This window comes from Providencia rettgeri (genome assembly GCF_001874625.1).
GTDB classification, from domain to species: domain Bacteria; phylum Pseudomonadota; class Gammaproteobacteria; order Enterobacterales; family Enterobacteriaceae; genus Providencia; species Providencia huashanensis.
Genome location: NZ_CP017671.1, coordinates 1,529,365 through 1,553,561, shown reverse-complemented (window position 1 = coordinate 1,553,561; position 24,197 = coordinate 1,529,365). Strand labels below are relative to the sequence as shown.

Here is a 24,197-nt window from a genome sequence, read left to right as displayed (position 1 = left end):
TATAAATTGAAGTACAAGCAAGGCTTTTAGGAGGTCGCTATGATGATCACCAGTAAATATGGAATCGGGCAACAAGTCAGGCACAAGCTTCTCGGCTACCTAGGTGTCGTTGTTGATGTAGATGCTGAATATTCGCTCGAACAACCACATGATGATGATATTGCCGCAAACAGCACACTACGCGATCTGCCTTGGTATCATGTTGTAATGGAAGATGACAACGGGGATGCTGTTCATACCTATTTGGCTGAAGCTCAAATCACTTACGAGACTGCTGATGACCACCCAGAACAACCTTCTATGGATGAACTGGCAGAATCAATAAGGTCTCAGTTATTAGCGCCACGTCTGCGTAACTAACGGCTTTATCATTAATGAACGCTCCGTAAAGCAGCTCACATGCTGCTTTACTTTTATCATCAATGAAAGGCTACTTTTCAAGCCCTAAAGCGGGTATTTCCTGTTTTGGGCATTTATCCATAACAAATTGTAACCCTGCCTGTAACGCAATACTTTTAGCTTCTTCGCTAATAACCCCTTGTTGCAACCATAATACTTTCGCTTTAACTTGCACTGCTTCTTTAGCGACACCAACAGCGGCTTCTGCATTGCGGAACACATCAACCATATCAATGGGTTGAGGTATATCACTAAGTTTTTCATACACTAACTGACCTAATAACTGTTGGCCAGCCAATTTAGGGCTAACAGGAATAACGGTATAACCTTGATGTAAGAGATATTCCATGACTTCATAACTTGGCCTATTAACTTTATCACTAGCCCCAACTAAAGCGATGGTATTGACACTCTTTAAAATTTCAGCAATTTCTTGATCTCTCATCAAAATATCTCCTAAAATCAGTAAACTATTCATTAGCATTATGGTATATGTTGTACTTCTTTGCTCACACAGTTTTAAAGATGCCTATCTCACATCTTATTTAAGGGAACCTCATGGAATCAACAACCCGTAAAATTGCTGCATCAAAAAATATCGCCTTGGTTGCCCATGACCACTGCAAACCCTCGTTATTATCTTGGACAAAAAAGAATAATGAGCGACTTAAAGCGCATAAATTATATGCCACAGGGACTACTGGTTCATTAATTAGCCAACATACAGGGTTACCCGTCACCAGTATGATGAGTGGCCCAATGGGCGGAGACCAACAAATTGGCGCGATGATTGCGGAAAAAAAAATCGACCTATTGATTTTTTTCTGGGACCCACTTAATGCTGTACCGCATGATCCTGATGTTAAAGCATTATTACGTTTAGCTACCGTATGGAATATTCCCGTAGCCACCAACCCAGCAACCGCTGATTTTTTAATCACATCACCTTATTTTGATGACAATATAGAAATCGTGATCCCTGACTACCAAAACTACCTAACAAAACGCACTAACTAGTTTAATGGGCATGTTCGCATGCCCATCCCCCTAAGGCTTTTTCTGTTTTGGGACACCTAATTGTTTAAGTTCTTCAACAAATTCTGATGGTAATTCGGGGTTATATAATAACCAAACTTGCTGTTTAGCCCTTGTTAAGGCCACATACAGTAACCGCCTTTCTTCTGCATGCTCAAAATCTTCAGGTTGTGGCAACAGTGCTTGCTCAATAATTGACTCCCTTGCCGGCGCAGGGAAACCATCCTTACCACTGTTTAAGCCACAAATAATCACATAATCTGCTTGCTGCCCTTTTGATGCATGTACCGTCATAAATTCAATCGTCAATTTTGGCCAACGGGTATGCGCTTTATTCAAAATTTCAGGTTTTAAATAATGATAACGTGCCAGTACTAATATCCTTTCATCATCAAGTACATAGCCGCTCATTTTATCCAATAACCGTTCCAATGCTTGTTCATATAGAAGAACAACTGATTTTTTACTACCTTTAGTTAAGCTATTTAATGGCTTATGAAGCTGAATTGGATTTTGTAAAATAAACCGATTCGCAATATCGCCAATACGTTCATTGAAGCGATAGGTTGTATCCAAAGCACAAAGCTCCCCTTCCCCAAAATTATTTTCAAATGAGGTGGTCAGGTCTAATTCAGCGCCACTAAAACGGTAAATAGCTTGCCAATCATCGCCCACTGCAAACAACGTTGTTTGCTTATTTTGTTGACGTAACGCTTGAAGCAATTTGGCTCTAAGAGGTGAAATATCTTGGAATTCATCAACTAAAATATGTTTCCATGGGCTAATAAAGCGCCCTTTTTCTAAAATATTCACCGCCTGATGAATTAACCCAGAAAAATCAACCGCACCTTCCTCTTTTAGCGCACTTTTCCATGCTTTTAATAATGGTGCCATCAAACGAATGCGTTTTTGGAAAAGATCTTTAATTTCATCATTGACCTTATCTACCATATCCTTTTGGCTACCACCATGCATACGCATTAAGCTTAACCAACGTTCTAAACGCGCAGCAACTTTATGGCTTATTTTGTCATCATTCCAAAACTCACCATCGGGAATTTCCCATTGGAGCTCTTCAGCCAGCCACTCTCGCCAACCTTTCGCTTGAGCCTTTTTCGTTGAACATTGCTCTCGCCATTCTGTTAATAACAATGTTTGACGTTTTTGACTGTTGGTTTCGAGTTCACTGATAACCGGTGATTTTTTACTACCTTCCCGAATAATATGCAGAGCAAGCGCATGAAATGTTTTCGCTTCGATATCCTGCTGTAAACGTAGCTGAATGCGCTGATTCATTTCATCAGCAGCTTTGCGACCAAATGCCAGCAATAAAATTTGCTTTGGTTCTGCCAGCCCTCTTAGTATTAGCCAGCCTGCTCTGGCGACTAAAACCGACGTTTTCCCACTACCAGCACCTGCCAGCACTAACACATTATCTTCGCCGTTAACGACAGATAGTGATTGTGAGTAATTTAATGGTGAAGATTCAACTTGTTGGAAAAAATCGTGATAACGCACCAAAACAGACTCGCACCACTTTTCATTAATTTGCTTGCGACATTTTTCACTGTCATTCAACCACTTAAGGCAAAATTGATACTGAGATGCACAATTTTCAAACGATGGAATACGTACTAACGGTAAAGGAAGTGATGAAAAGTTCTGAGTAATTTTGTCTTTGATACTGCTAACTTGACGTAAACCAAGCCAATGATCTTGTTTTATCAGTTGTTCAATGGTTTTCACCAATTCAGTCAATACTTGCGCACTGACTTGGCTCATTTCGGCACTCCATTGTTGCCATTTTTCATACAAATAATGGTAAAAACGTTGAGTTTGTTTCCACTCTGTACCGTGTAAACGCACAACTTGTTCGTTCACAATTTCAAATTCTAATTCCCCCCAAACAATGCCCCTCTTACAACGAAGGTCAATAAGTTCATTGAATGGGATAAGATATTGGTGGTTTTCACCACTGACTTCGATACCTGCGTTGAGTAAGCGAACCCGATTGTAGGGATGCTGAGCCAGACGCTGTCCAATCTGTGTTGATTTCAGTTCCATACGTCCTGCACCTGAAAAAAATCAATGACAAAATACGGTTGGCTTGATTCCAAACGGTTTTTTATTCCCTGCAAACACGCTATCCTATATAAACTAGAGCTTGTCTTACCTCTGAGGTACTTTGTGTTAACACTGCTTACCAGTTATCGCCGCGTGCTATATAACAGCCATATTTTATATTATATCCGAATCTTTATAGCCCTGACAGGCGCAACATTAGTGCCGTGGCTTTTAGGGCAAGACCCTAAAGTGACTATCCCACTGACATTAGGCGTGGTTGCCGCAGCCTTGACTGACTTAGATGATAGGCTAACTGGCAGAATAAAAAATTTAATTATTACCCTTTTTTGTTTTTTTGTTGCCTCAGTTTCAATTGAGTTACTCTTCCCATACCCACTATTTTTCTTTTTTGGCCTCGCTTTTTCGACTTGTGGGTTCATCTTACTTGGTGCTTTAGGGCAACGTTATGCCACCATTGCATTTGGCGCCTTACTGATAGCCATTTATACCATGCTAGGTGTACCCATTTTTGATACTTGGTATCAACAACCTGTGTTATTACTTACAGGGGCCATTTGGTATAATATTCTAACATTAATTGGCCATATTTTGTTTCCCGTCAGGCCATTACAAGATGCCATCACTCAATGCTACCAGCAACTTTCCGCCTACCTAGACGCAAAAGCTAACTTATTTGACCCTGATCTTGAAGATGATTATCAACAATCAGTTTATGATTTAGCTTTAGTAAACAGTAATTTAGTCAACACAATGAACCAAGCGAAAATTGCTTTATTGAGCCGACTTAAAGGTGATAGAGGCCAAAAAGGGACTCGTAATACGCTGCATTACTATTTTGTTGCACAAGATATCCATGAACGTGCTAGCTCGTCTCACATTCAGTATCAACAACTTAGTCGCACCTTACGCCATTATGATATCTTATTTCGTTTTCAACGCTTACTAACCATGCAAGCAAGAGCCTGCCAGCAAGTTGCTCAATCCGTATTGCTACGTAAACAATATCAACATAATCCACGCTTTGAACGAACTTTCAGCTACCTTGAAAACTCACTATTATTACTTAAGCAGCAATCCCCTGAATTACATGCAATAAAAGCACTGCATAATTTACTCAAAAATTTAAAGGGAATTGATGTTCAACTTAAAGGGCTAAGCCTTGAGCAAAGCTCATGGCAACAAAATAATAAACAAGTAGAACAATTGTCTGACGAATCATTATCAGGCTTTAATGATATTATTACACGGGTTAAGCATCATTTAACCCCAAAATCATCGTTGTTTCGCCATGCAGTTAGGATGTCAATACTTCTTTGTACTGGTTACGCGATTATCCAACTATTTGATATGGAAAGAGGGTATTGGATATTACTCACTAGTTTATTTGTCTGCCAACCTAACTACAGTGCCACTAAACGCCGTTTAGCACTGCGTATCATCGGGACTATCGTTGGTATCCTAATCGGGTTACCATTACTTAATTTAATCCCATCAATTGAAGGCCAGCTTACCCTTATTGTGATCTCTGGCTTACTGTTCTTTATGTTCCGTAGTAGCCAATATGCACAAGCTACCCTTTTTATCACTTTGTTAGTGCTTTTTTGCTTTAACTTATTAGGAGAAGGGTTTGATGTCGCATTACCTCGGATTATTGACACCCTTATCGGCTGTTTTATCGCACTACTTGCTGTAAGTTTTATTTGGCCTGATTGGAAATTTCGCCAACTTCCTCAGGTCATTCAAAAAACAATGGACAGTAATTGTAGGTACCTTGATGCCATTTTACTGCAGTACTACCAAGGTAAAGATAATAGCCTTGAATACCGTGTTGCACGCCGTGATGCACATAATAATGATGCAGAATTTGCTTCTATTGTCTCCAATATGGCATCAGACCCCAAATCTTACCGGATCACCCAAGAACAAGCTTTCAGACTTTTATGTTTAAACCATACACTACTTAGCTATATTTCCGCGTTAGGTGCGCACCGTGAAAAAATCCATAATGAGGATAACTTGGCACTGTTAAATGATGCAATTTGCTATGTTGAATCTGCCTTGCAAACCAACATACTAGACTCTCAAATTATCGATGAAAAATCTGATAGGCTGCGCCAAAACTTATTACAGCGAATCGATAACATTGCAAAAAGTGACGATGAAAAAACATTACTTATTATGGAACAAACTAAGCTTTTACTTGAACTTGTACCTGAAATAAAGCAAATGATCCGAAAAATCAGTGCATAATAAACATACCGATGAGCGGGTATTAAAATATATAAATATCCTTTCTACCCGCTTATTCTTCTCATATTAGTATTGTCTGGTTTTGAGGTAGCCTGCTATAAGTTTCCTTTGATTTATATTAGGCAATCACCTCGATGCGAGTTCAAAACTGTTATACCAAGTAATCAATTCTTGCTTAGTATTCTTTGGCAATACAGCACTATGACAGCCTTCTATTGCCGCTGCTAGGCCAATTAATAATTTAATACTCGGGTCATGCCGCCCATGTTGCTTAAGTTTGATAAAACACGCTTTTGCGCCCATCGTACGTAAATCATCTACATGAGAAATTCCAATTTTCCCCAATGCCCTCTCAACTGACATATTCATATTTGGCAAATCTTTGATACGCATTGTGATGGACTGTTTTTGTTTTAATTCTTCAATTGCAGAACGATAAGCGAGTTCAATATATTGGAGACACAAGACTTCATCGCCCCAAATTTGTTCAGGAAGTTGGTAATATCGCATTTCCAAAGGTATGCCTTTCTTACTATAAACAAGCCGATTAAGCCCTGAAGCCTCAAAATGGCTTCTAGCTACTAGACACCCTCGTAAATAATATTTCCCATCCAGCACTAACCCTACAATGGCATTATCAACTAATAGGCAAAAACCGCCGAAGTGATTTTTACGCTTTAACTCTCCGAATTGACCTAACAAACGAGATAAATTAAAAAATTTTTCTTCTTCTAATAACATATACCTTAACTCCTTTTTGGGTATGTTTCATTTTTATCCTTGAGAGAATCAATTTTATAATTTCTTGCTTTACAAACAATTACACCTAGCTAATTTTGAGAGTTTCAATAAAAAATGCCAAGAAGAATGCAGCGGAAAACAACAAAGTTGCGAAGCGCTTTGAAAAAATAGGCTTGATATTGGATAAATATACAGTTACTGTATGTTCATACAGCATTGTAACGAGGTTAATAATTATGAGCATCTATTCTTGGAACAACACAACAGAACATTCTCTTAATAATTACGCACAGTCCATCCCATCCATTGAGCTTGCGAGTAACTCTACACAACAAGGTATGGTGAGCGAACTCGTTTACGATGAAAAACATCCAATCATGGACTATATTTTGCTTCCAATGCTCCGCCAGTTTGGGGCTCAATCACGTTGGTTGCTCTGGCTAAGCCCAAATAAAAAACTGAGTAAACACTGGTTAGAACAAGCAGGCATCCCTACGAATAAGGTTATGCAACTAAGTCACATGGAAACCATAACAACCATAGATGCAATGGAAAAAGCCTTAAAAAGTGGTAACTATAGTGTCGTTTTAGGCTGGTTGCCTGAACTGAACGAACAAGATTTTGTTCGTTTACAATATGCGGCTCAAGAAGGTCATTCTATTGGCTTTATTATGCGCCCACAAAAAACATATAATATGGTAAGTATGCAATCAGGACAGTCAAACCACCTAAAAATTCACTCAAATCATTATCACTAGCCAAGATTAAGAATTTTCTTACTAAATTTAACCTTTAGAAATATTTATCTCTAAAGTGAAATGAAAAGTATTGCAGATCAATTAGATAGACAAAAAACAATCATAATACAAAATATACATATCTCCCTGATTTATACACTAAAAAAATACTTTTTTTAACGTTTATTGCTCACTCTACTTGTATCTTTTTAAGTTCGTTGTAGACTTTAGCTTGTTAAGCTTATGGCATTATTTTTTACTTTTATTATTTTTTTGTAGATAATGTCAGCGAAACCTAGCAAGTAAATTGAACCAATGGCACATAATAAGGCTCAGCGAAGCCAAGCCAATATTGGATGATAACGAGGCGTAAAATGAAAAAAACAGCTATCGCAGTAGCAGTGGCAGTAGCAGCTTTTGCAACCGTTGCACAAGCAGCTCCAAAAGATAACACTTGGTATACCGGTGCTAAATTAGGTTGGTCTCACTATGAAGACACTAAATTCACTTCACCAGAGACTGATTTACACGTAGGTAAAACTACCGATCGTGATACTATTGGTGCAGGTGCATATGCTGGTTACCAATACAACCAATATATGGGTTTTGAACTGGGTTATGACTGGTTCGGTAAAATGAAATACAAAGGCGCTGGTAACAGCGGTGACCTGAAATCTATGGGTGTTTCATTAACTACCAAATTAAGCTATCCAATCATGGATGACTTAGACGTTTACACTCGCTTAGGTGGTATGGTTTACCGTACTGAAGCTAAAGCAAACCAAACTCAAGGTCACTTCAAAGAAACTGATACTGGTGTTGCACCTGTATACGCATTGGGTCTTGAGTATGCAATCACTCCAGAGTGGGCAACTCGTTTAGACTACCAATGGGTTAGCAACTTAGGTGATAAAGACAATATCGGTACTCGTCCAGACAACGGCATGCTGAGCGTTGGTGTTGCATACCGCTTTGGTCAAGAAGATACTCCAGTTGTTGCTCCAGCTCCAGTTGTTGAGCCAGCTCCAGTTGTTGAAAACAAACGTTTCACACTACGTTCAGACGTTCTGTTTAACTTCAACAAAGCTAGCCTGAAACCAGAAGGTCAGCAAGCTCTGAACGAACTGTATAACGAACTGAGCAGCATCGATCCAACTCAAGGTCGCGTACTGGTAGTTGGTTTCACTGACCGTATCGGTTCACAAAACTACAACCTGCCACTGTCACAAAAACGTGCTCAGTCTGTAGTTGACTACTTAGTATCTAAAGGCGTTCCAGCAAGCGCAATCGCTGCTGAAGGTCGTGGTAAAGAAGATCCAGTAACTGGTAACAAATGTGACGCAGTTAAAGGCCGTGCAGCTCTGATCGAGTGCTTAGCGCCAGACCGTCGCGTTGAAATCGAAATTCAAGGTACAACTGAAGTTGTAACTCAACCAGGCGCTTAATTCTTAGCCCTAGTTTGAATTTTGAACTGAACAAAAAACCCCAATCATTATTGGGGTTTTTTTTATTCTTATAAAAACTAATATAACGAATATAGACCGTTTGTTATTTAGTGTTTAATCTACTTTTCGCTTCCCATTACACTTAATAGCAAGAACAACAACCATAAAGATCTTTTCAGATAGCCTAGCTGCCATCTCCTTTCGACGCCCCTAAAATCGCTTGTAGATCCTGCTTCAATGAGCTCATTTGGCTCTCGTATTTATCTTTATGCTCAGCATCTTCGATCAACTGGATAATCGTTTCAGAAAGTGTTTTATTACGTTTTACTGCTAAATTAGACAGACGCTGCCAAACCGAAAAGGTTAGATCTATCGATTTTTTGCGAGTATGTGGGTGCTCAGCATTGAAATGACGTTTACGCCTTGCACGAATGCTTTGTTTCATTCGGTTATCAAGCTCAGGATTCATATGTAATGAAATCCACTTGAGCACATCAATCGGTCTATTTTCCATTTTTAACAGCAAATCTATCGCTTCTTTTTCTGCGCTTCGTTCTATATAGCGGGTAATCGCTTCGCCACCTCGTGCTTTATTGACGAGGTACTCCCATTTCCAGCCACATTCAAGATTTTCAAGCTGCTGATATTTCATAATTTTTCCTGAAGAAAACCGAACCTATCTTTATATTAGCAATATTATAAACAAAATGCTCAAGCAGACGTTCGATTTAGTGAAATATTCGTTTCTGCAATAAAGAAAGTAACCTGTCTTTGTAAAAATAGTGTACAATCCGCCCCCATCTGTTAACAAATTAATAAAACTGCATGTCCACTTTTGAAAATATACTCGTCATCTATGGGATTGTCGGTGTATGCGCTATGCTATTCACCCTACTCGTCACAAAAGACCCTAATTGTTTTATGCGCTTACTTAGCGCCATATTAATTGGTTTCACTTGGCCAATGACATTACCTATTGTGTTTATGTTTTCGTTATTCTAGTCAATAATTCAACAATTCTTGCTGCAAGATTGCCTATCAAAGGCTAATATAGCAGGCTTGCCCACTGGGTAATTAACAGGCCTGAAAATTGTTTATAAAACAAACGATGTTATTTGGCAAATTATTAAATAAACCAAATTCAGGCACATGCGCCCAGCTCATTGGCAGGCATTTTATTTATAACCCTATTAATAGCAGATAATTATAGTGATCAGTCAAGAACTAACATGGCAAGGCCTCATTCCTAACTTATCGTCATTCCAGACGAAACTTGTATCCTCAGAAACGTTGTCCCCAACAACACTGTCAGACATTCAGCCTAGATTGTCCGATGGAATACAACATTTTGTCGATGAATTTGCCCAAACACGCTTTATGTTTATCAAGTCTGATGAAAGTGAGGAATACCTTAGCACTTACGCTAATGCAATTGGCCCATTGCTTGTAGATATCAACACTATTGATGGCGACTACCAATTATCTGAAGATAAACATTCCTTTCAATGGAAACATGGCATTAAAAGCCGCTTTTCATCTCGCACAGCGATTGCATACCGTAATTGGATAGAACCAGAGCAACTATTTGGTCATGTAACCCCATCTTTGACCCTTGTCCCTGGCCTATTACATCAGCTTAATGGGGGCATATTAGTGATTGCAGCTAATGCACTCATTAGCCAACCTTTAATGTGGAATCGCTTAAAAGATATGGTTATTCGTCGGCAATTAGAATGGTTATCCTATTCTGATAGTCAACCTTTACCTATAGAAATCGAGCCACAACCTCTTGAACTTAAAGTTATTATTGTTGGTGATAGGCTTGCTTTAGAAGAGTTTGAATATACTTCACCAGAAATATTTGAAAGTGCAATTTATGGTGAATATGAGCCAGTCATGTTCTTTGAGGATGAACAACAATTAACATTATGGATGCGTTATATTAAATCCATCATTGATTCCAATAAATTACCAAATATCTCAGTTGATGGTTGGTTACCTTTGGTTCATCAAGCAACCCGCTATTGTGAAGATAAATTTACTCTTCCCCTTGATATTCCATGGCTTACAAGGCGCTTAATGGACGCGGTTCATTACCAAGAAAATAACTTATTAACTCAAAATTCATTTAATCAAGCGGTCGAAAACCGCCTATGGCGCCACAACTTCCTCATGGAAAGAACGCAAGATGATATTTTGCAAGAGCAAATCTTCGTTAAAACTGAAGGGGAAGTCATTGGGCAAGTGAATGGGTTATCCGTTTTACAATACCCTGGTCACCCTGAAGCGATTGGAGAACCCTCACGTATCACTTGTGTGGCTCATCTAGGTGATGGGGAATTTACCGACGTAGAACGTAAAGCTGAATTAGGTGGCAATATTCATGCAAAAGGTATGATGATTATGCAAGCCTATTTAAACTATGAGCTTAAATTAGAGCAACCACAGCCCTTCTCAGCCTCAATTGTCTTTGAGCAATCCTACGGTGAGGTTGATGGTGATAGCGCCTCACTGGCTGAGCTATGTGCGTTAATTAGTGCTTTATCATTACAACCAATTGATCAACAAATTGCTATTACAGGTGCAGTTGACCAATTTGGCTACGTCCAGCCGATTGGTGGCGTCAATGAAAAAATTGAAGGCTTCTTTGATATTTGTGCCAAACGGGGCTTAACCGGTGAGCAAGGTGTTATTATTCCAATGGCGAATATCCGTCATTTATGCACTAAAGCTGAAGTCGTTAGCGCGGTACAAGAAGGGCAATTCCACATTTGGCCTGTTGAACATGTCGCTCAAGCTATTACATTATTGACCAAGCAACCTTACTTTGAGCAGCAAGCTGAAGAAGAAAACGTACACCTGTTAGCTTTAATTCAAGAGCGTATTAACCAAGCAAACGCACCGGATAAAGCAAGGCTTCCTTGGTTCTTAAAATGGATGAGTTAAGTAAAGATTGCGTAAAAAATAGCAGATCGGAGTTGTTCAGCGTACAAGTGTAAGCTATCCTGTGCCCCTACATTTAATAAAGGCTATCTGAAGAACATGGTTGAGAAACGCGGATCCTACACAAAAGATGATTTAATTGCTTCTGGAAAAGGCGAGTTATTTGGGGAAAATGGTCCTCCACTCCCATCAGGAAACATGTTGATGATGGATCGTATCGTCAGCATGACTGAAGACGGTGGTACATATAATAAAGGCTATGTTGAAGCTGAGCTGGATATCAATCCAGACCTTTGGTTCTTTGATTGCCACTTTGTCAATGATCCTGTCATGCCAGGCTGCTTAGGGCTTGATGCAATGTGGCAATTAGTTGGTTTCTATCTGGGCTGGCTTGGCGGTGAAGGTAGAGGCCGTGCATTAGGTGTTGGCGAAGTAAAATTTACTGGCCAAGTCCTACCTACTGCAAAAAAAGTCACTTACCGTATTAGCTTTAAACGTGTAATTAACCGTAAGCTGATCATGGGGCTAGCAGATGGTGAAGTTTTAGTTGATGGTAAATCAATTTATACCGCAACGGATTTAAAAGTTGGCTTATTCAAAGATACAAGCGCATTCTAATTTTTAGAAGCCTAAGCTATGAGCTAATTAATGCAAACCTCCGCAATGGCGGAGGTTCTTAAATTGATTAGTATCTTTAAGTTAAAAACCCTAAATATAAAAAAGTGACAGGTTATTTAACCTTAAAAATGAGATAAATTCTGGATTACACAACCGCTACGGTTCGATCCTCCATCGCCTTTCGCCAACCACCTAGCCAATGCGAACGAGCATCTACTGCTTGATATGGGCAGAGCTCTTTAGAACGCCCTGCTAAACCTGCTTGATAACCTCTTGATAAAGCTCTTTCTAAACGATCTCGCTTCTGTCTTTTCATGCCTTACTTCCCTCATCATTAAAAATGGAAAAGAAAACAGCACCTACTATTTATTAATAGGTACCTTATAGAAATAACGCCCACAGATAAGAAAATCAAGTAAAGATTTTCATATATTTGTCATAAATAGCATAAATGTGACTTAGATATGGCAATTAATATAATCATTTGATTTTACTATGAAATATTTTACTTTATTTATCATGACATTAGAGCATATAAAGTGACTATTATTAACTACATATAAGTTTATTAAATATATTTACTTATTGAAGATAAAAAAAATACACCTCAGAAATTTATATTTACCATATATATCTGAGGTGTATTTAATTAGTTAACTAGGTAATAACTAATACTTTGCAATTTCTTTAGCAATATTATCAGCAACTTGTTGCCAGCCTAGTGACAATGTACGAACCAAGTCCGGATACCCATCTTGTTGTTGGTCTAACTGCACATCAAAATTACGACGAATGACTTTATCACCATGGGAAAGCGTCCAAAAACCTTGAATAAGCACTTTTCCATCGTATCGACCATTAAATGCCGTCAAAGTGATATCCAGTGTATCTGGAGAATTCTGTAATGGCTGTAAAGACACTAGCTTATCCGGTAATGCGGCGGATAATTCACTCACCATTGATTGCCCGAGCTGTTGTTCCAATGGGCTAGCCCAAAGATGTGTGCTCGCATTTGTATAACTCACATCGGTTGTTTGGTAAGTAATACCGTTGGAAGTTAATACATCAGACAACATAATACGCTGCAGCCAAACTTGGCCTTTATCCATCACTGCCGCTGATTGTTCCTGAGGAGTTTTTATTGGCAATTGATAATACTTTTTCTCTGGCGTACTACTACACGCTGCCAACAATAAAACAAATACTGATAATAAATATCGCATTATTTTTTCACTCCTTTCGGCTCTACATCCTTAGTCGGCTCCGCTTCAAACACTAATGCATTACTCTTGTTGTTTAATGTACGTAAAAGCGGCTGAACTTCTCTCAATACTTGGTCTAAACGCTGCATGTTATCCACCATTTTATTATAAGCAGGTGAACCCGGTTGGAAACCTTGCATTGCACGGTTCATTTCTTGCAGTGTTTTTTGTAAGTCATGAGGCAAGTTTTGGAACTCTTTACTTCCCATGACTTTGTTTAATTCCACCAACATGGCATTGGCTTCTTTAACCACTTTTTGCCCTTCGGCTAATGTTTGTGTCGTTTGATTAAGCATTGGCTCAATTGGCATGTTATTGATCTTATCCAACACCGCGATAACTTTTTGTTGGATTTGCGCTAAGCCACCACTGGTCGTTGGGATAATTTTATATCCAGCCACTACCGTAGGCCCTTTATAAGGCTCAGCATTAGGGTCAAAATCTAAATCAACAAACAGGGCACCTGTTAAAAAGTTACCCGATTTTAACGATGCTCTTAATCCGTCTTTCATAGCCAATTTTAATTCATTTTTTAAATTAAAATTCGCACCAACATCTTTTGAAAAACGCTCTGGCTCGATATGAATTAGAACAGGAATTCTAAAGTCATTATCCAAAGATTGGTCAAGCCCCTCGGTATAGAAAGGCACTTGTGCCACTGTGCCTAAACGAATACCACGGAATTCCACTGGTGCCCCAGGCTGTAACCCACGAATAGAATCAGAGAAGAACAAGACAAAATCTTGGTATTCTGTATACAGTGAATTTTGAATACTGTTTTGGTTATCAAAGAGTCGGAACTCTGTATTTTCCTTAACACTCGTACCTGGAACCCACCCCGTAGGCACATCAAAACTCACACCACCTGTCAGTAATGTCGCAATAGACCCCATTTCAACATGAACACCTTGGGATGACATGTCGAATGCAATTCCACTGTCTTTCCAGAAACGCACATTGGAGCTGATCAGCTTATCATAAGGAGCATTGATAAATAATTGGTAGCGCATATCACGCTTGTCCATATCAAAATTGCTAGTTTCAACTGACCCAACACGATAACCACGGAATAATACTGGGTCACCAGGGTTTAATTGCCCTGCTTTATCGCTGACTAATGCTACTCGTATCCCTTTTGCATCCGGTGATGCAAGAGGAGGTGTGTCCAATAAAGTAAATTCAAAGTTTTCTTTGGCCTCTACCCCAGGCTGAAGTTCAATATAAGCCCCTGAAAGTAAAGTACCTAACCCTGTCACACCATCACGCCCGATTGTAGGCTTAACAATCCAGAATGATGAATCAGCACGTAGTAAATCCTTCATGTCATTATTTAAGCGCGCTTTTATTAACACCCGACTAAAATTATCATCAAGAGTGACGCTTTCAACGACGCCAATATCGACGCTACGACTTTTAATTTTCGTTTTACCTGCTTCTATTCCCTCAGCATTGTAAGTGATTAGCGTCACTTCCGGGCCTTGGTTGCTAAAATGGTAAAATAATACCCAAGCACCAATTAAGACAGTTACTATTGGGATCACCCAAACTGGTGACCAACTTTTTAACTTACTAACTTTGGCATTGGCCTGTGATGTTTCTTGTGAGGTCACCCGACGACTCCTTCTTGTTCAACAGCATTCGTGTTTACTGCGTTTTTCCTTTCACAACGATCCCAAGTTAACCTTGGGTCAAACGTCATCGCTGCAAACATTGTGAGAATAACAACAACACCAAAGAAAATAATCCCCATTGCTGGCACGATACTCATCAACTGGCCCATTTGAACCAAAGAGGCTAAAATCGTGATCACAAATACATCAATCATTGACCAACGCCCCACATATTCCACTAGCTCATAAATAAAATGCATCCGATGAGGGTCTCGATTGCCATATCCTTGTGAATCAAGGCAAAGCCATGCAATACCAATCATTTTTAACGTAGGTACCATGATACTGGCAATAAAAATGACCATAGCAACAGGATAAGAACCATCCTCCCACAATAGAATAACCCCATCAATAATGGTTGAATTTAATGCGCTGCCCAGTGTATATGTCGTCATCATGGGTAACACATTAGCGGGAATATACAGCATGATTGAAGTAACGAGCAGTGCTAATGTCCACTGCAAACTTTGGTGTTTACGTACACTTCCACGGGAAAAACACCGTGGGCACTGTGATTGTTCCGCTGGTAAAATAGCCGTGCAAACAAGGCATAAACGTACGTTTTGCTTAATACCTGTTTGACCTACTTTTAATGGTAGCTCTAGTTTTGGCGGTGCTTCAATACGGTTCCAAAGCCAATGGCGGTCTAAACATTGAAATGCCCTTACCTGCAACATGCAAAACAAACAGTAAGGTAAAAAACTTAAGCCTATTCCGATATCACCATAAGCAATCAGTTTCACAAAGCTAACTAAAACCCCAGCTAAAAATATTTCCGCCATGCACCAAGCTTTCATTTGGAATAAAATGCGAGTGCTCACGACCTTTAATCCCTTAGGAATATGAACTTGCAACCCTAAGAGAATAATTGTGATCATGCAAAATGCTGGGATAATCAAAGAAAAAAACAGAAAAAATAACGCCAACCCACTATAGCGGGTAGCCGATATAATTTCGATTATCTGAAATAACGATATTTCATTTTCAATTCCTGCCGCCCCCATTTTCACAAAAGGGAACAAGCAAGCAACAAACAGCATAATTAATGCACTAAATGCATATGCTGCTGGTTGCTTATATGGATACCGCCACTTTGAGACTAATGTAGTCTCGCAGCGCGGACATGTTGCTTTGCTCCCTTGTTCCAACTCAGGGACTGCAACCAACATGTCACACTGAGGGCAAAGAACATGTTCATGAGACTCATGGGTACACAAAGTGTATTTGCTCCTCTAATTAAAGCTAACTTAGCCGTTTTTAAGTAATTCAAGCTCTTGCCAACGGTCAAAGGCCTGTTCTAATTCAGACTCTTTAGCCGCTAAATTAGTCAACGCTTTTTCAGTGACTTCATGAGGCTGATTAAAGAAATCAGCATCACCAATCGTAGCTTGTAAAGCCTCAATTTCAGCTTCAAGTTGCTCAAGTTTCGCAGGTAACTGTTCCAGCTCACGCAATAAATTATAGCTTAATTTATTTGCACGCTTTACAGCTTCTTTTGGTTTAGCCACCTTATCTTGGGCAGCTACTTTACTCGTTTGTTCAACTTTTAAACTCACGGTTTGTGCTCTTTGTTTCTGAGCATCAAAATACCCACCCACATACCGGTTGATGACACCGTTACCTTCAAAAATCCAGCACTCAGTTACACTGTTATCAACGAACTCTCGGTCATGGCTGACGAGCAAGACTGTACCTTGATAGCCATCAACAAGTTCTTCAAGTAACTCAAGCGTTTCTACATCCAAGTCATTTGTTGGTTCATCGAGAATTAATAAATTACTTGGTTTTAAGAATAAGCGAGCTAATAACAAGCGGTTACGTTCCCCACCTGAAAGAGCTCTAACCGGTGTCATTGCACGTTTAGGAGGGAACATAAAGTCCTGTAAATACCCTAATACGTGGCGTGGCTTACCGTTAACCATCACTTCTTGCTTGCCTTCTGCCAAGTTATCCATGACCGTTTTATCAGGGTCTAATGCAGCACGGTGCTGGTCAAAATACGCCACTTCCAATTTGGTTCCACAGTGCACACGCCCACTATTTGCCTGTAAATCGCCAAGCATTAAGCGCAATAACGTGGTTTTACCACAACCATTTGGCCCTACTAATGCGATTTTATCACCACGCATAACTTGAGCAGAAAAGTCTTTGACCAGGACTTTATTGTCAACTTGATAGTTAACATTTTCCATTTCAAAAACAATTTTCCCAGAGCGAGAAGCTTCACCGACTTGCATTTTCGCCGTGCCCATAACCTCACGGCGCTGTGAGCGTTCAACACGTAACGCTTTCAAGGCACGAACCCGCCCTTCGTTACGCGTACGTCTTGCTTTGATCCCTTGGCGGATCCACGTCTCTTCTTGCGCTAATTTGCGGTCAAACTCTGCATTTTGCATCTCTTCAACACGCAAAGCTTCTTCTTTACTGACCAAGTAATCATCATAATTGCCCGGCCAAGACGCTAATTGTCCACGATCTAAATCGATAATACGGGTTGCCATATTGCGGATAAAAGAACGGTCGTGCGAAATGAAAACAATACTACCTTGGAAATCCTTTAAGAAAGTTTCCAACCAGAGGATCGTTTCAATATCTAAATGGTTAGTCGGCTCATCTAAAAACAAGACCCGCGGGTTGCTAACTAAAGCACGACCTAAAGCCGCTTTACGTAGCCAACCACCCGATAATGAGGATAGTTCTGCATCCGCAGGTAAACCGAGTTTTTTCAGCACATCACTGATACGAGAGTCTAATAACCATAAATTACGGTTATCTAACACTTCTTGTAATTCAGATAATTTATTTAAATTTTTCTCACTAGGGTCATGTTCAACCAATTTAGCGACATGATGATAATCTTTCAGGTATTGAGCTTGTTCAGCAACGCCTTCAGCAACAAAATCAAAAATAGTCCCTTCGATATTACGTGGTGGGTCTTGTTGTAAACGAGCAACAATTAAGTCCTGCTCATAAATAAGTTGCCCATCATCCAGTGGCTGTTCTTTGGTTAACACTCGCATAAGTGTTGATTTACCCGCGCCATTGCGCCCAACCAGACAAACGCGTTCGTTATCTTCAATGTGAATTTCAGTATTATCAAGTAACGGAGCATCACTAAAAGCAAGGTATGCACCCGATAAATTAATTAAAGCCATTGATTCTATCCTTTACTCTGCGTGGCGAATTAACCAGCAGTTATGTATTTGACGGTTACGAGCAAAATCTTCTGAAAGTGTTTTAGCAGTAATTTCCTGCGCTTGTAACCCTAATTCTTGCATCGCTTCAATATCCATTTTGAAACCGCGTTTGTTATTAGAGAACATCACAGTTCCACCACGACGCAGTAACCGTTTTAAATGTGTAATTAATTGCACATGGTCGCGTTGTACATCAAATGTACCATCCATACGTTTTGAATTTGAAAATGTAGGGGGATCGATAAAGATCAGATCAAATTGCTCAGTACTATTGGCTAACCAACTCAAACAATCAGCTTGGATTAAGCGATGTTGGCGACCCGTTAACCCGTTTGCTTGCAGGTTTTTCTCTGCCCACTCAAGGTAAGTCCTCGACATATCAACGGAAGTCGTACTTTTTGCCCCACCTAAACCTGCGTGTACAGTTGCAGAACCGGTGTAACAGAATAAGTTTAGGAAATCCGCGTCTTTACTCATTTGCCCTAACATTTTACGGGCAATACGATGGTCAAGGAATAACCCAGTATCAAGATAATCAGTTAAGTTAACCAACAGTTTTGCGTTGTATTCTTGCACTAAAAAGAAATCATCTTTTTGGGCTAATTTTTCATATTGCTGCTTGCCTTTTTGGCGTTGACGCGTTTTCAATACTAACTGATTAGAGGTAAGCTCAAGCACATTCATTGTCGCCGTGATCACGTCAAATAACCGCTGGCGAGCCTTACGTTCATCCACGGTTTTTGGTGGTGCGTATTCTTGAATCACCACTTTGCTACCATAAATATCAACCGCCACGTTGTACTCAGGTAAATCCGCATCATAAATACGGTAACTATCAATACCTTGCTGTTTTGCCCACTTACTTAACTTTTTCAAATTTTTACGTAAGCGGTTAGCGAAATCAGGTGAAATTTCAGCCACGGTTTCTGATGGCGTAGCAGCTAATTGATAGTTCTTTTGCACACAGTCTAAAGGGCCATTTTTGGCTTTAAATTCACGTTCTGAACGCAATTGCAAGCAGCTAAGTAACTCAGGAGAAGCACTAAAAATCGATAAACGCCAACCTGGGAAACGGGCCTTCACAATACGCCCTAACTGGCTATGCAGTGCAATTAAGGCAGGCTCACTTTCTAAACGCTCACCATAAGGCGGGTTACTGATAATTGCCCCTACCGTATCAGTGTTAACTGGGTTTTCCAATGCAGCGGCATCACCTTGTTTAAAGGTGATTAAGTCTTGTAGCCCTGCACGGCGCGCGTTGGCACGCGCCATTTCTAGTACACGCTTATCGATATCAAAACCATAAAAACGTGATGTCGTTTCTTTCAAGCCTTGACGAAAACGCACTTGTGCTTCCGTCGTTAACTCGCGCCATAATTCAGCGTTAAATTTCGACCATGCATAAAAACCCCAATGGGTACGGTGTAAACCCGGAGCTTTGTCTGTTGCCATCATTGCGGCTTCAATTAACAAGGTTCCTGAACCGCACATTGGGTCAACTAATGGAGTCCCTTGCTGCCACCCTGAGCGATTAATAATAGCTGCTGCAAGGGTCTCTTTCAGCGGTGCTTGCCCAGCAAGGTCACGATAACCACGGATATGCAAAGAATCGCCGCTTAAATCAAGTGCAACACTGGCTCTTTCTTTATTCAAATAAACATTAATACGAATATCTGCTTGCTGGCGAGCAACATCCGGCCGTTGGTCTAATTTGCGCACGAAGCTATCAACAATTGCATCTTTCACCTTTAATGCACCATATTGGCTATTGCGGATCTCTTCGTTGGTGCCTGTAAAATGCACGACAAAAGTGTCATTAACTGAAAAAATCTCAGTCCAATCGATAGCTTGCACACCGAGGTATAAGTCTAAGTCACTGTAGACATCAAAATCATTCAGTGGCAATAAAATACGCGATGCCAAACGACTCCACAGCAGGCTTTGGTACATGCCTCGTTCATCGACCTGAAAGTAGACACCCCCTTGCGCAATTTTGCACTGGCTAGCGCCAAGCGCTTCCAATTCCGTTTTCAGTAGTTCTTCTAGGCCACGAGCTGTGCTGGCAAACAGAGAATTCATAGTATTTATTACCGATTTTGATGAAAAATTGTTGCGCATTATAGCTAATCTTATGCAGTTGTCATAAAGTTGCTGCGCAACAATTATAAGGATTAAAAAATGATTACGCTTTCGCGCCTTTATACACACCCAGTTAAATCTATGCGAGGGGTACGTTTATCACATGCCTTCGCAGATACTAGCGGTTTGACTTTTGATCGTAATTTTATGGTAACCACGCTGGAAGGTAAATTTATTACGGCAAGAAAATACCCGCAAATGTTACTGTTTACACCCGTTATGCTTAACAATGGGTTACACCTACAAGCACCTAATGGCGAAAGTGCAACGGTATTGTATCAGGACTTTGATGATAAACAGAGCCCTACTGAGGTTTGGGGAAATCATTTTCATGCACTGATTGCTCCCCAGCAGGTAAATAGCTGGTTAAGTACCTTTTTTGATGAGCCAGTACAACTACGTTGGCTCAGCACTCAATTGTCTAGAAGAGTGAAAAATCATCAAGATGTTCCCGTATCTTTTGCTGATGGTTACCCTTTTCTACTCATTAATGAAGCATCCGTTCAAGAACTCCAAGGCCGTTGCCCTGCCAGTATTAAGCTAGAACAATTTCGTGGCAACCTAATTATTACTGGCGCTAAACCTTTTGAAGAAGATACTTGGAAAACCATTCAAATCGGTGATGTTATCTTTACTCTAGATAAACCATGCAGTCGTTGTATTTTAACCACTGTCAGCCCCGAGAAAGGGATAAAACACCCTAATAGTGAACCATTGGCCACGTTGCAAACCTTCCGTACTGATGAAAATGGTGACGTGGATTTTGGTCAAAATGTTATGGCTAAAAATACGGGGATTATTCGTGTTGGTGATACGCTAACAGTATTAGAAACCAAACCAGCTAAACAATATATAACGCAAAAAAGAGAAGCTGAAAGCCCAAGCCCAAGCTTAAATTCTACAGTCGACAATGTCAGTTTAATTTTTGAAGAAACAGAATATCAAGGTGATAACCAAAATGTGGTCCTCGAGCAACTGGAATCTCACGGTTTATCCATTCCCTATTCCTGCCGAGCGGGTATTTGTGGGCGCTGTAAAATTAAGCTTATTTCTGGTGAGGTCACACCGCTAAAACAAAGTGCAATTAAAGAAAACGGCTATATATTGTCCTGTAGCTGTATTCCAAAAACTTCGCTCAAATTAGCACTTAACTAAACGTTTATTATGGCTCATTAACACCATCAGCAATTTTATATTATGATGGTGTTAGAATACCTATAACTACATTAGTTATCTAAGTCGGACATTTAGTTTTTATTCATTTTCTTTTTATTTGATCACTGACGATCAACTAAATAACGTTGCCATATAACTGCCGCTTCGTCTTTGATGAATACTCAAGCATACGATCGTTCATGATCTTAATTGGATCACAAAACCTTAAAGTACGATCGGGTAATTCTAAAACTGGTTCAGCTAATAAACACAAGCTTGCTGAAGGGCCCGCTTCTGCAATAATAAATGAAAAATAACGACTGGTATTTTCTAAACACACCTGAATTATTTGCCCCTGTTTAGGCGCATTAATATAATGAAAAGAAGAAAAATACCAACTTTTCGGCATCTGTGGTTTTAGAAAACGAAAAGCAACCAAGCTATTTAAGACTAATTCCGCTCTTTCTTCTTGCGTAATATTTAGTCTCTTTGCTTGCTCATCAAATAAATAATATTCCCCTGCATCTTCAATGCTAAATGGCATTTCACTACGAGCAAATGCAGTTAACATTTTAGCGGGAAAACATGAACGAAATATCATGCCGTTGGCGAGATCTAACATCACCCTGTCATGGTCATGATCAAAATACCAACGCCAATGATCATCAGGTTTAATATTCATAAACGATCCTTCAGCGATTTATCGGTAAATATATAATAGGAACGATCATCATAATGATCTTCCCTAAATTTACTCTGCGGCAATTTTTATAGATTAAATTCTCACAAATTAAGCTTTCATAGATTAAGTCATGTCGTTTAATTGTAACTGGATATTACATTGTCTAAACAACAAATTTACTGAAAATTGATATCAATTTGATATAAAAATAGCCACTATTAGCAATATAGTTTAAAAGGGGGAATAAAGAAACCCCCTTGTTAAGTAAATTTACAATTTATTAGATATGATTGACAATATCTTTAATTAATTTTGGTCCATGGTAAATAAAACCAGAATAAATTTGAATTAATGAAGCGCCTGCTTCCATTTTTTCACGCGCCGCTGTAAGCGAATCAATTCCACCCACACCAATTATTGGTAACTTACCATTTAATTCACGTGAAATAAGTTTAATAACTTGCGTACTTTTTAATTGTACAGGCCGCCCACTCAACCCACCCGTTTCATTGCAATGGTTTAACCCCTGAACGAGGGAGCGATCTAGCGTTGTATTTGTAGCAATCACCCCATCTATATTATGCCTCACTAAGCTATCTGTAACTTGAATAATTTCTTCTTCAGATAAATCAGGCGCTACTTTCACCGCAACTGGCACATATTTTTGATGTAATGATTGCAACTCAAGTTGCTTCGCTTTTATACCACTCAATAAATCATCGAGAGCCTCACCGTATTGTAATGTACGTAAGCCCGGTGTATTTGGTGAGGAAATATTAATCGCAATATAGCCTGCATGGGCATATACCTTATCCATGCAAATTAAATAATCATCTTTACCTTGTTCTACCGGTGTATCTTTATTCTTACCAATATTGATACCAATAATTCCACCGTAATTAGCCTTTTTGACATTCTCTACGAGGTTATCAACACCTTTATTATTAAAGCCCATTCGGTTGATTAAACCCTCAGCTTCAACGAGTCGGAATAACCTTGGCTTATCATTACCAGATTGAGGACGGGGAGTCACAGTCCCTATTTCAATAAACCCAAACCCCATTGCGCCAAACGCATCGATACATTCACCATCTTTATCGAGACCAGCAGCGAGGCCAAGGGGGTTTTTAAAAGAAAGCCCCATGCATTGAACTGGTTTGGTAGCAACAGATTGACGAATAAGGCATTGAAAAGGGGAATGGTTCAAACGTTGAAGCTGGCGAAAAGTCAATTCATGTGCTTTTTCGGGGTCGAACTGGAATAGTGCCTTTCGGGCAAGATGATATAGCATATCCAATAACCTATTTTCTGCTAGTGCGTTTCAATAAAATAGACATCATACCGCGCATGCTAAAACCCCCACCAAAGGGTTCTTGTTGAGTTTTAACTGTGCGAACTATTTTTCGTCGGATAAAACGCGCAATAGACTACCCTATTTAGGGGCAACTTTACTATGAAAAGATCAATATATTCTGTTTTGTGCCTCTAATAACAACAAATAATAAAGGGCTCTTTAATTCACTCAAACTCTGGGGAAACAACCACTCCCATCAAAAATACTTGTATCGTATTGATTTATAATTAAATTATTCATCTAACTATTTGTTGGATGGAAAGCTTATAGTAACACACCAGCAGGGGGAAGAAACTATGTCATCACGACTGAAAATTATGAGTTACCACTCAACGTCTACCGAGCCCCTTATGACTAAAATAAGGGAAAACGCCCATCTAAGTTAAAAGCTTGCCGAGCTAAAAACCATATCATCGCTTAGTTTTTACAGTTCACATTATTAAACTGATAAACCATAGCAAAATCAAAAATTAAAAAGGGGAAGA

21 protein-coding genes are annotated in these 24,197 nt (G+C 39.6%); 9 read left to right on the top strand and 12 right to left on the bottom strand.

Annotation, left to right across the window (positions count from 1 at the left end; all coding sequences use genetic code 11):
* Positions 1-39: 39 nt before the first annotated feature.
* Positions 40-360, top strand: a complete 321-nt coding sequence (hspQ, locus tag RB151_RS06825) for a heat shock protein HspQ (protein ID WP_173424817.1) — start codon at positions 40-42, stop codon at positions 358-360.
* A 70-nt stretch (positions 361-430) separates the two neighbouring features.
* Here the strand turns inward: hspQ and RB151_RS06820 are convergent, their stop codons facing one another.
* Complete coding sequence (locus RB151_RS06820; protein WP_042846433.1) at positions 431-844, bottom strand: CoA-binding protein; 414 nt, start codon at positions 842-844, stop codon at positions 431-433.
* Positions 845-957: 113 nt separating this feature from the next.
* Between RB151_RS06820 and RB151_RS06815 the strand changes: the two genes are divergently transcribed.
* Positions 958-1,416: a methylglyoxal synthase gene (locus RB151_RS06815; protein ID WP_042846434.1), complete on the top strand. Its 459-nt coding sequence runs from the start codon at positions 958-960 to the stop codon at positions 1,414-1,416.
* Between the two features lie 30 nt (positions 1,417-1,446).
* Here RB151_RS06815 and helD read toward each other — a convergent pair whose 3' ends face one another.
* A complete protein-coding gene (helD, locus tag RB151_RS06810) occupies positions 1,447-3,498 on the bottom strand; it encodes a DNA helicase IV (protein WP_071547906.1) in 2,052 nt (683 codons plus the stop codon).
* A gap of 123 nt (positions 3,499-3,621) precedes the next feature.
* Here helD and yccS point away from each other — a divergent pair, with 123 nt between their 5' ends.
* Entirely contained in the window at positions 3,622-5,769 is a 2,148-nt protein-coding gene (yccS, locus tag RB151_RS06805) for a YccS family putative transporter (protein ID WP_187265068.1), read from the top strand.
* A 126-nt stretch (positions 5,770-5,895) separates the two neighbouring features.
* Here the strand turns inward: yccS and RB151_RS06800 are convergent, their stop codons facing one another.
* Positions 5,896-6,510: a TfoX/Sxy family DNA transformation protein gene (locus RB151_RS06800; protein WP_071547905.1), complete on the bottom strand. Its 615-nt coding sequence runs from the start codon at positions 6,508-6,510 to the stop codon at positions 5,896-5,898.
* A 236-nt stretch (positions 6,511-6,746) separates the two neighbouring features.
* On the opposite strand from RB151_RS06800, the gene sulA reads away from it, so the two are divergent.
* Positions 6,747-7,268 carry an SOS-induced cell division inhibitor SulA gene (gene sulA / locus RB151_RS06795; RefSeq protein ID WP_042846437.1) on the top strand — a complete coding sequence of 174 codons (522 nt, stop codon included), beginning with the start codon at positions 6,747-6,749 and terminating at the stop codon, positions 7,266-7,268.
* Between the two features lie 353 nt (positions 7,269-7,621).
* A complete protein-coding gene (ompA, locus tag RB151_RS06790) occupies positions 7,622-8,692 on the top strand; it encodes a porin OmpA (protein ID WP_071547904.1) in 1,071 nt (356 codons plus the stop codon).
* Between the two features lie 184 nt (positions 8,693-8,876).
* On the opposite strand, the gene matP is transcribed toward ompA, so the two are convergent.
* Entirely contained in the window at positions 8,877-9,344 is a 468-nt protein-coding gene (gene matP / locus RB151_RS06785) for a macrodomain Ter protein MatP (RefSeq protein WP_042846439.1), read from the bottom strand.
* Positions 9,345-9,517: 173 nt separating this feature from the next.
* Between matP and RB151_RS06780 the strand changes: the two genes are divergently transcribed.
* The 3 genes from RB151_RS06780 to fabA all read left to right on the top strand — a co-directional run bounded on the left by RB151_RS06780 (position 9,518) and on the right by fabA (position 12,253).
* Positions 9,518-9,694, top strand: a complete 177-nt coding sequence (locus tag RB151_RS06780) for a GhoT/OrtT family toxin (protein ID WP_071547903.1) — start codon at positions 9,518-9,520, stop codon at positions 9,692-9,694.
* A 207-nt stretch (positions 9,695-9,901) separates the two neighbouring features.
* The gene (locus RB151_RS06775; protein WP_071547902.1) at positions 9,902-11,638 is read left to right on the top strand and encodes an AAA family ATPase; all 1,737 of its coding nucleotides are present in this window, start codon (positions 9,902-9,904) and stop codon (positions 11,636-11,638) included.
* Between the two features lie 96 nt (positions 11,639-11,734).
* Positions 11,735-12,253: a bifunctional 3-hydroxydecanoyl-ACP dehydratase/trans-2-decenoyl-ACP isomerase gene (fabA, locus tag RB151_RS06770; RefSeq protein ID WP_042846441.1), complete on the top strand. Its 519-nt coding sequence runs from the start codon at positions 11,735-11,737 to the stop codon at positions 12,251-12,253.
* A gap of 145 nt (positions 12,254-12,398) precedes the next feature.
* On the opposite strand, the gene rmf is transcribed toward fabA, so the two are convergent.
* From rmf to rlmKL, 6 genes are all read right to left on the bottom strand, one after another.
* A complete protein-coding gene (gene rmf / locus RB151_RS06765; RefSeq protein WP_004909639.1) occupies positions 12,399-12,569 on the bottom strand; it encodes a ribosome modulation factor in 171 nt (56 codons plus the stop codon).
* Between the two features lie 352 nt (positions 12,570-12,921).
* Positions 12,922-13,476 (bottom strand): membrane integrity-associated transporter subunit PqiC, encoded by a 555-nt coding sequence (pqiC, locus tag RB151_RS06760; RefSeq protein WP_042846443.1) that lies wholly within the window; start codon positions 13,474-13,476, stop codon positions 12,922-12,924.
* Positions 13,476-15,125 carry an intermembrane transport protein PqiB gene (gene pqiB, locus RB151_RS06755; protein WP_042846445.1) on the bottom strand — a complete coding sequence of 550 codons (1,650 nt, stop codon included), beginning with the start codon at positions 15,123-15,125 and terminating at the stop codon, positions 13,476-13,478. The genes pqiC and pqiB overlap by 1 nt, the downstream gene beginning before the upstream one ends.
* The gene (pqiA, locus tag RB151_RS06750; RefSeq protein ID WP_071547901.1) at positions 15,122-16,402 is read right to left on the bottom strand and encodes a membrane integrity-associated transporter subunit PqiA; all 1,281 of its coding nucleotides are present in this window, start codon (positions 16,400-16,402) and stop codon (positions 15,122-15,124) included. The genes pqiB and pqiA overlap by 4 nt, the downstream gene beginning before the upstream one ends.
* A 30-nt stretch (positions 16,403-16,432) precedes the next feature.
* Positions 16,433-18,340 carry an ABC transporter ATP-binding protein gene (locus tag RB151_RS06745; RefSeq protein WP_042846447.1) on the bottom strand — a complete coding sequence of 636 codons (1,908 nt, stop codon included), beginning with the start codon at positions 18,338-18,340 and terminating at the stop codon, positions 16,433-16,435.
* 12 nt (positions 18,341-18,352) lie between these two features.
* Positions 18,353-20,461, bottom strand: a complete 2,109-nt coding sequence (rlmKL, locus tag RB151_RS06740; protein WP_071547900.1) for a bifunctional 23S rRNA (guanine(2069)-N(7))-methyltransferase RlmK/23S rRNA (guanine(2445)-N(2))-methyltransferase RlmL — start codon at positions 20,459-20,461, stop codon at positions 18,353-18,355.
* 99 nt (positions 20,462-20,560) lie between these two features.
* Here rlmKL and RB151_RS06735 point away from each other — a divergent pair, with 99 nt between their 5' ends.
* A complete protein-coding gene (locus RB151_RS06735) occupies positions 20,561-21,676 on the top strand; it encodes a YcbX family protein (protein WP_071547899.1) in 1,116 nt (371 codons plus the stop codon).
* Positions 21,677-21,812: 136 nt separating this feature from the next.
* Here RB151_RS06735 and RB151_RS06730 read toward each other — a convergent pair whose 3' ends face one another.
* Together RB151_RS06730 and pyrD are read right to left on the bottom strand one after the other, a co-directional pair.
* Positions 21,813-22,358, bottom strand: coding sequence for a cell division protein ZapC (locus tag RB151_RS06730; protein WP_042846450.1), 546 nt, complete (start codon positions 22,356-22,358; stop codon positions 21,813-21,815).
* A gap of 280 nt (positions 22,359-22,638) precedes the next feature.
* Positions 22,639-23,649, bottom strand: coding sequence for a quinone-dependent dihydroorotate dehydrogenase (gene pyrD / locus RB151_RS06725; RefSeq protein ID WP_042846451.1), 1,011 nt, complete (start codon positions 23,647-23,649; stop codon positions 22,639-22,641).
* Positions 23,650-24,197 lie beyond the last annotated feature (548 nt).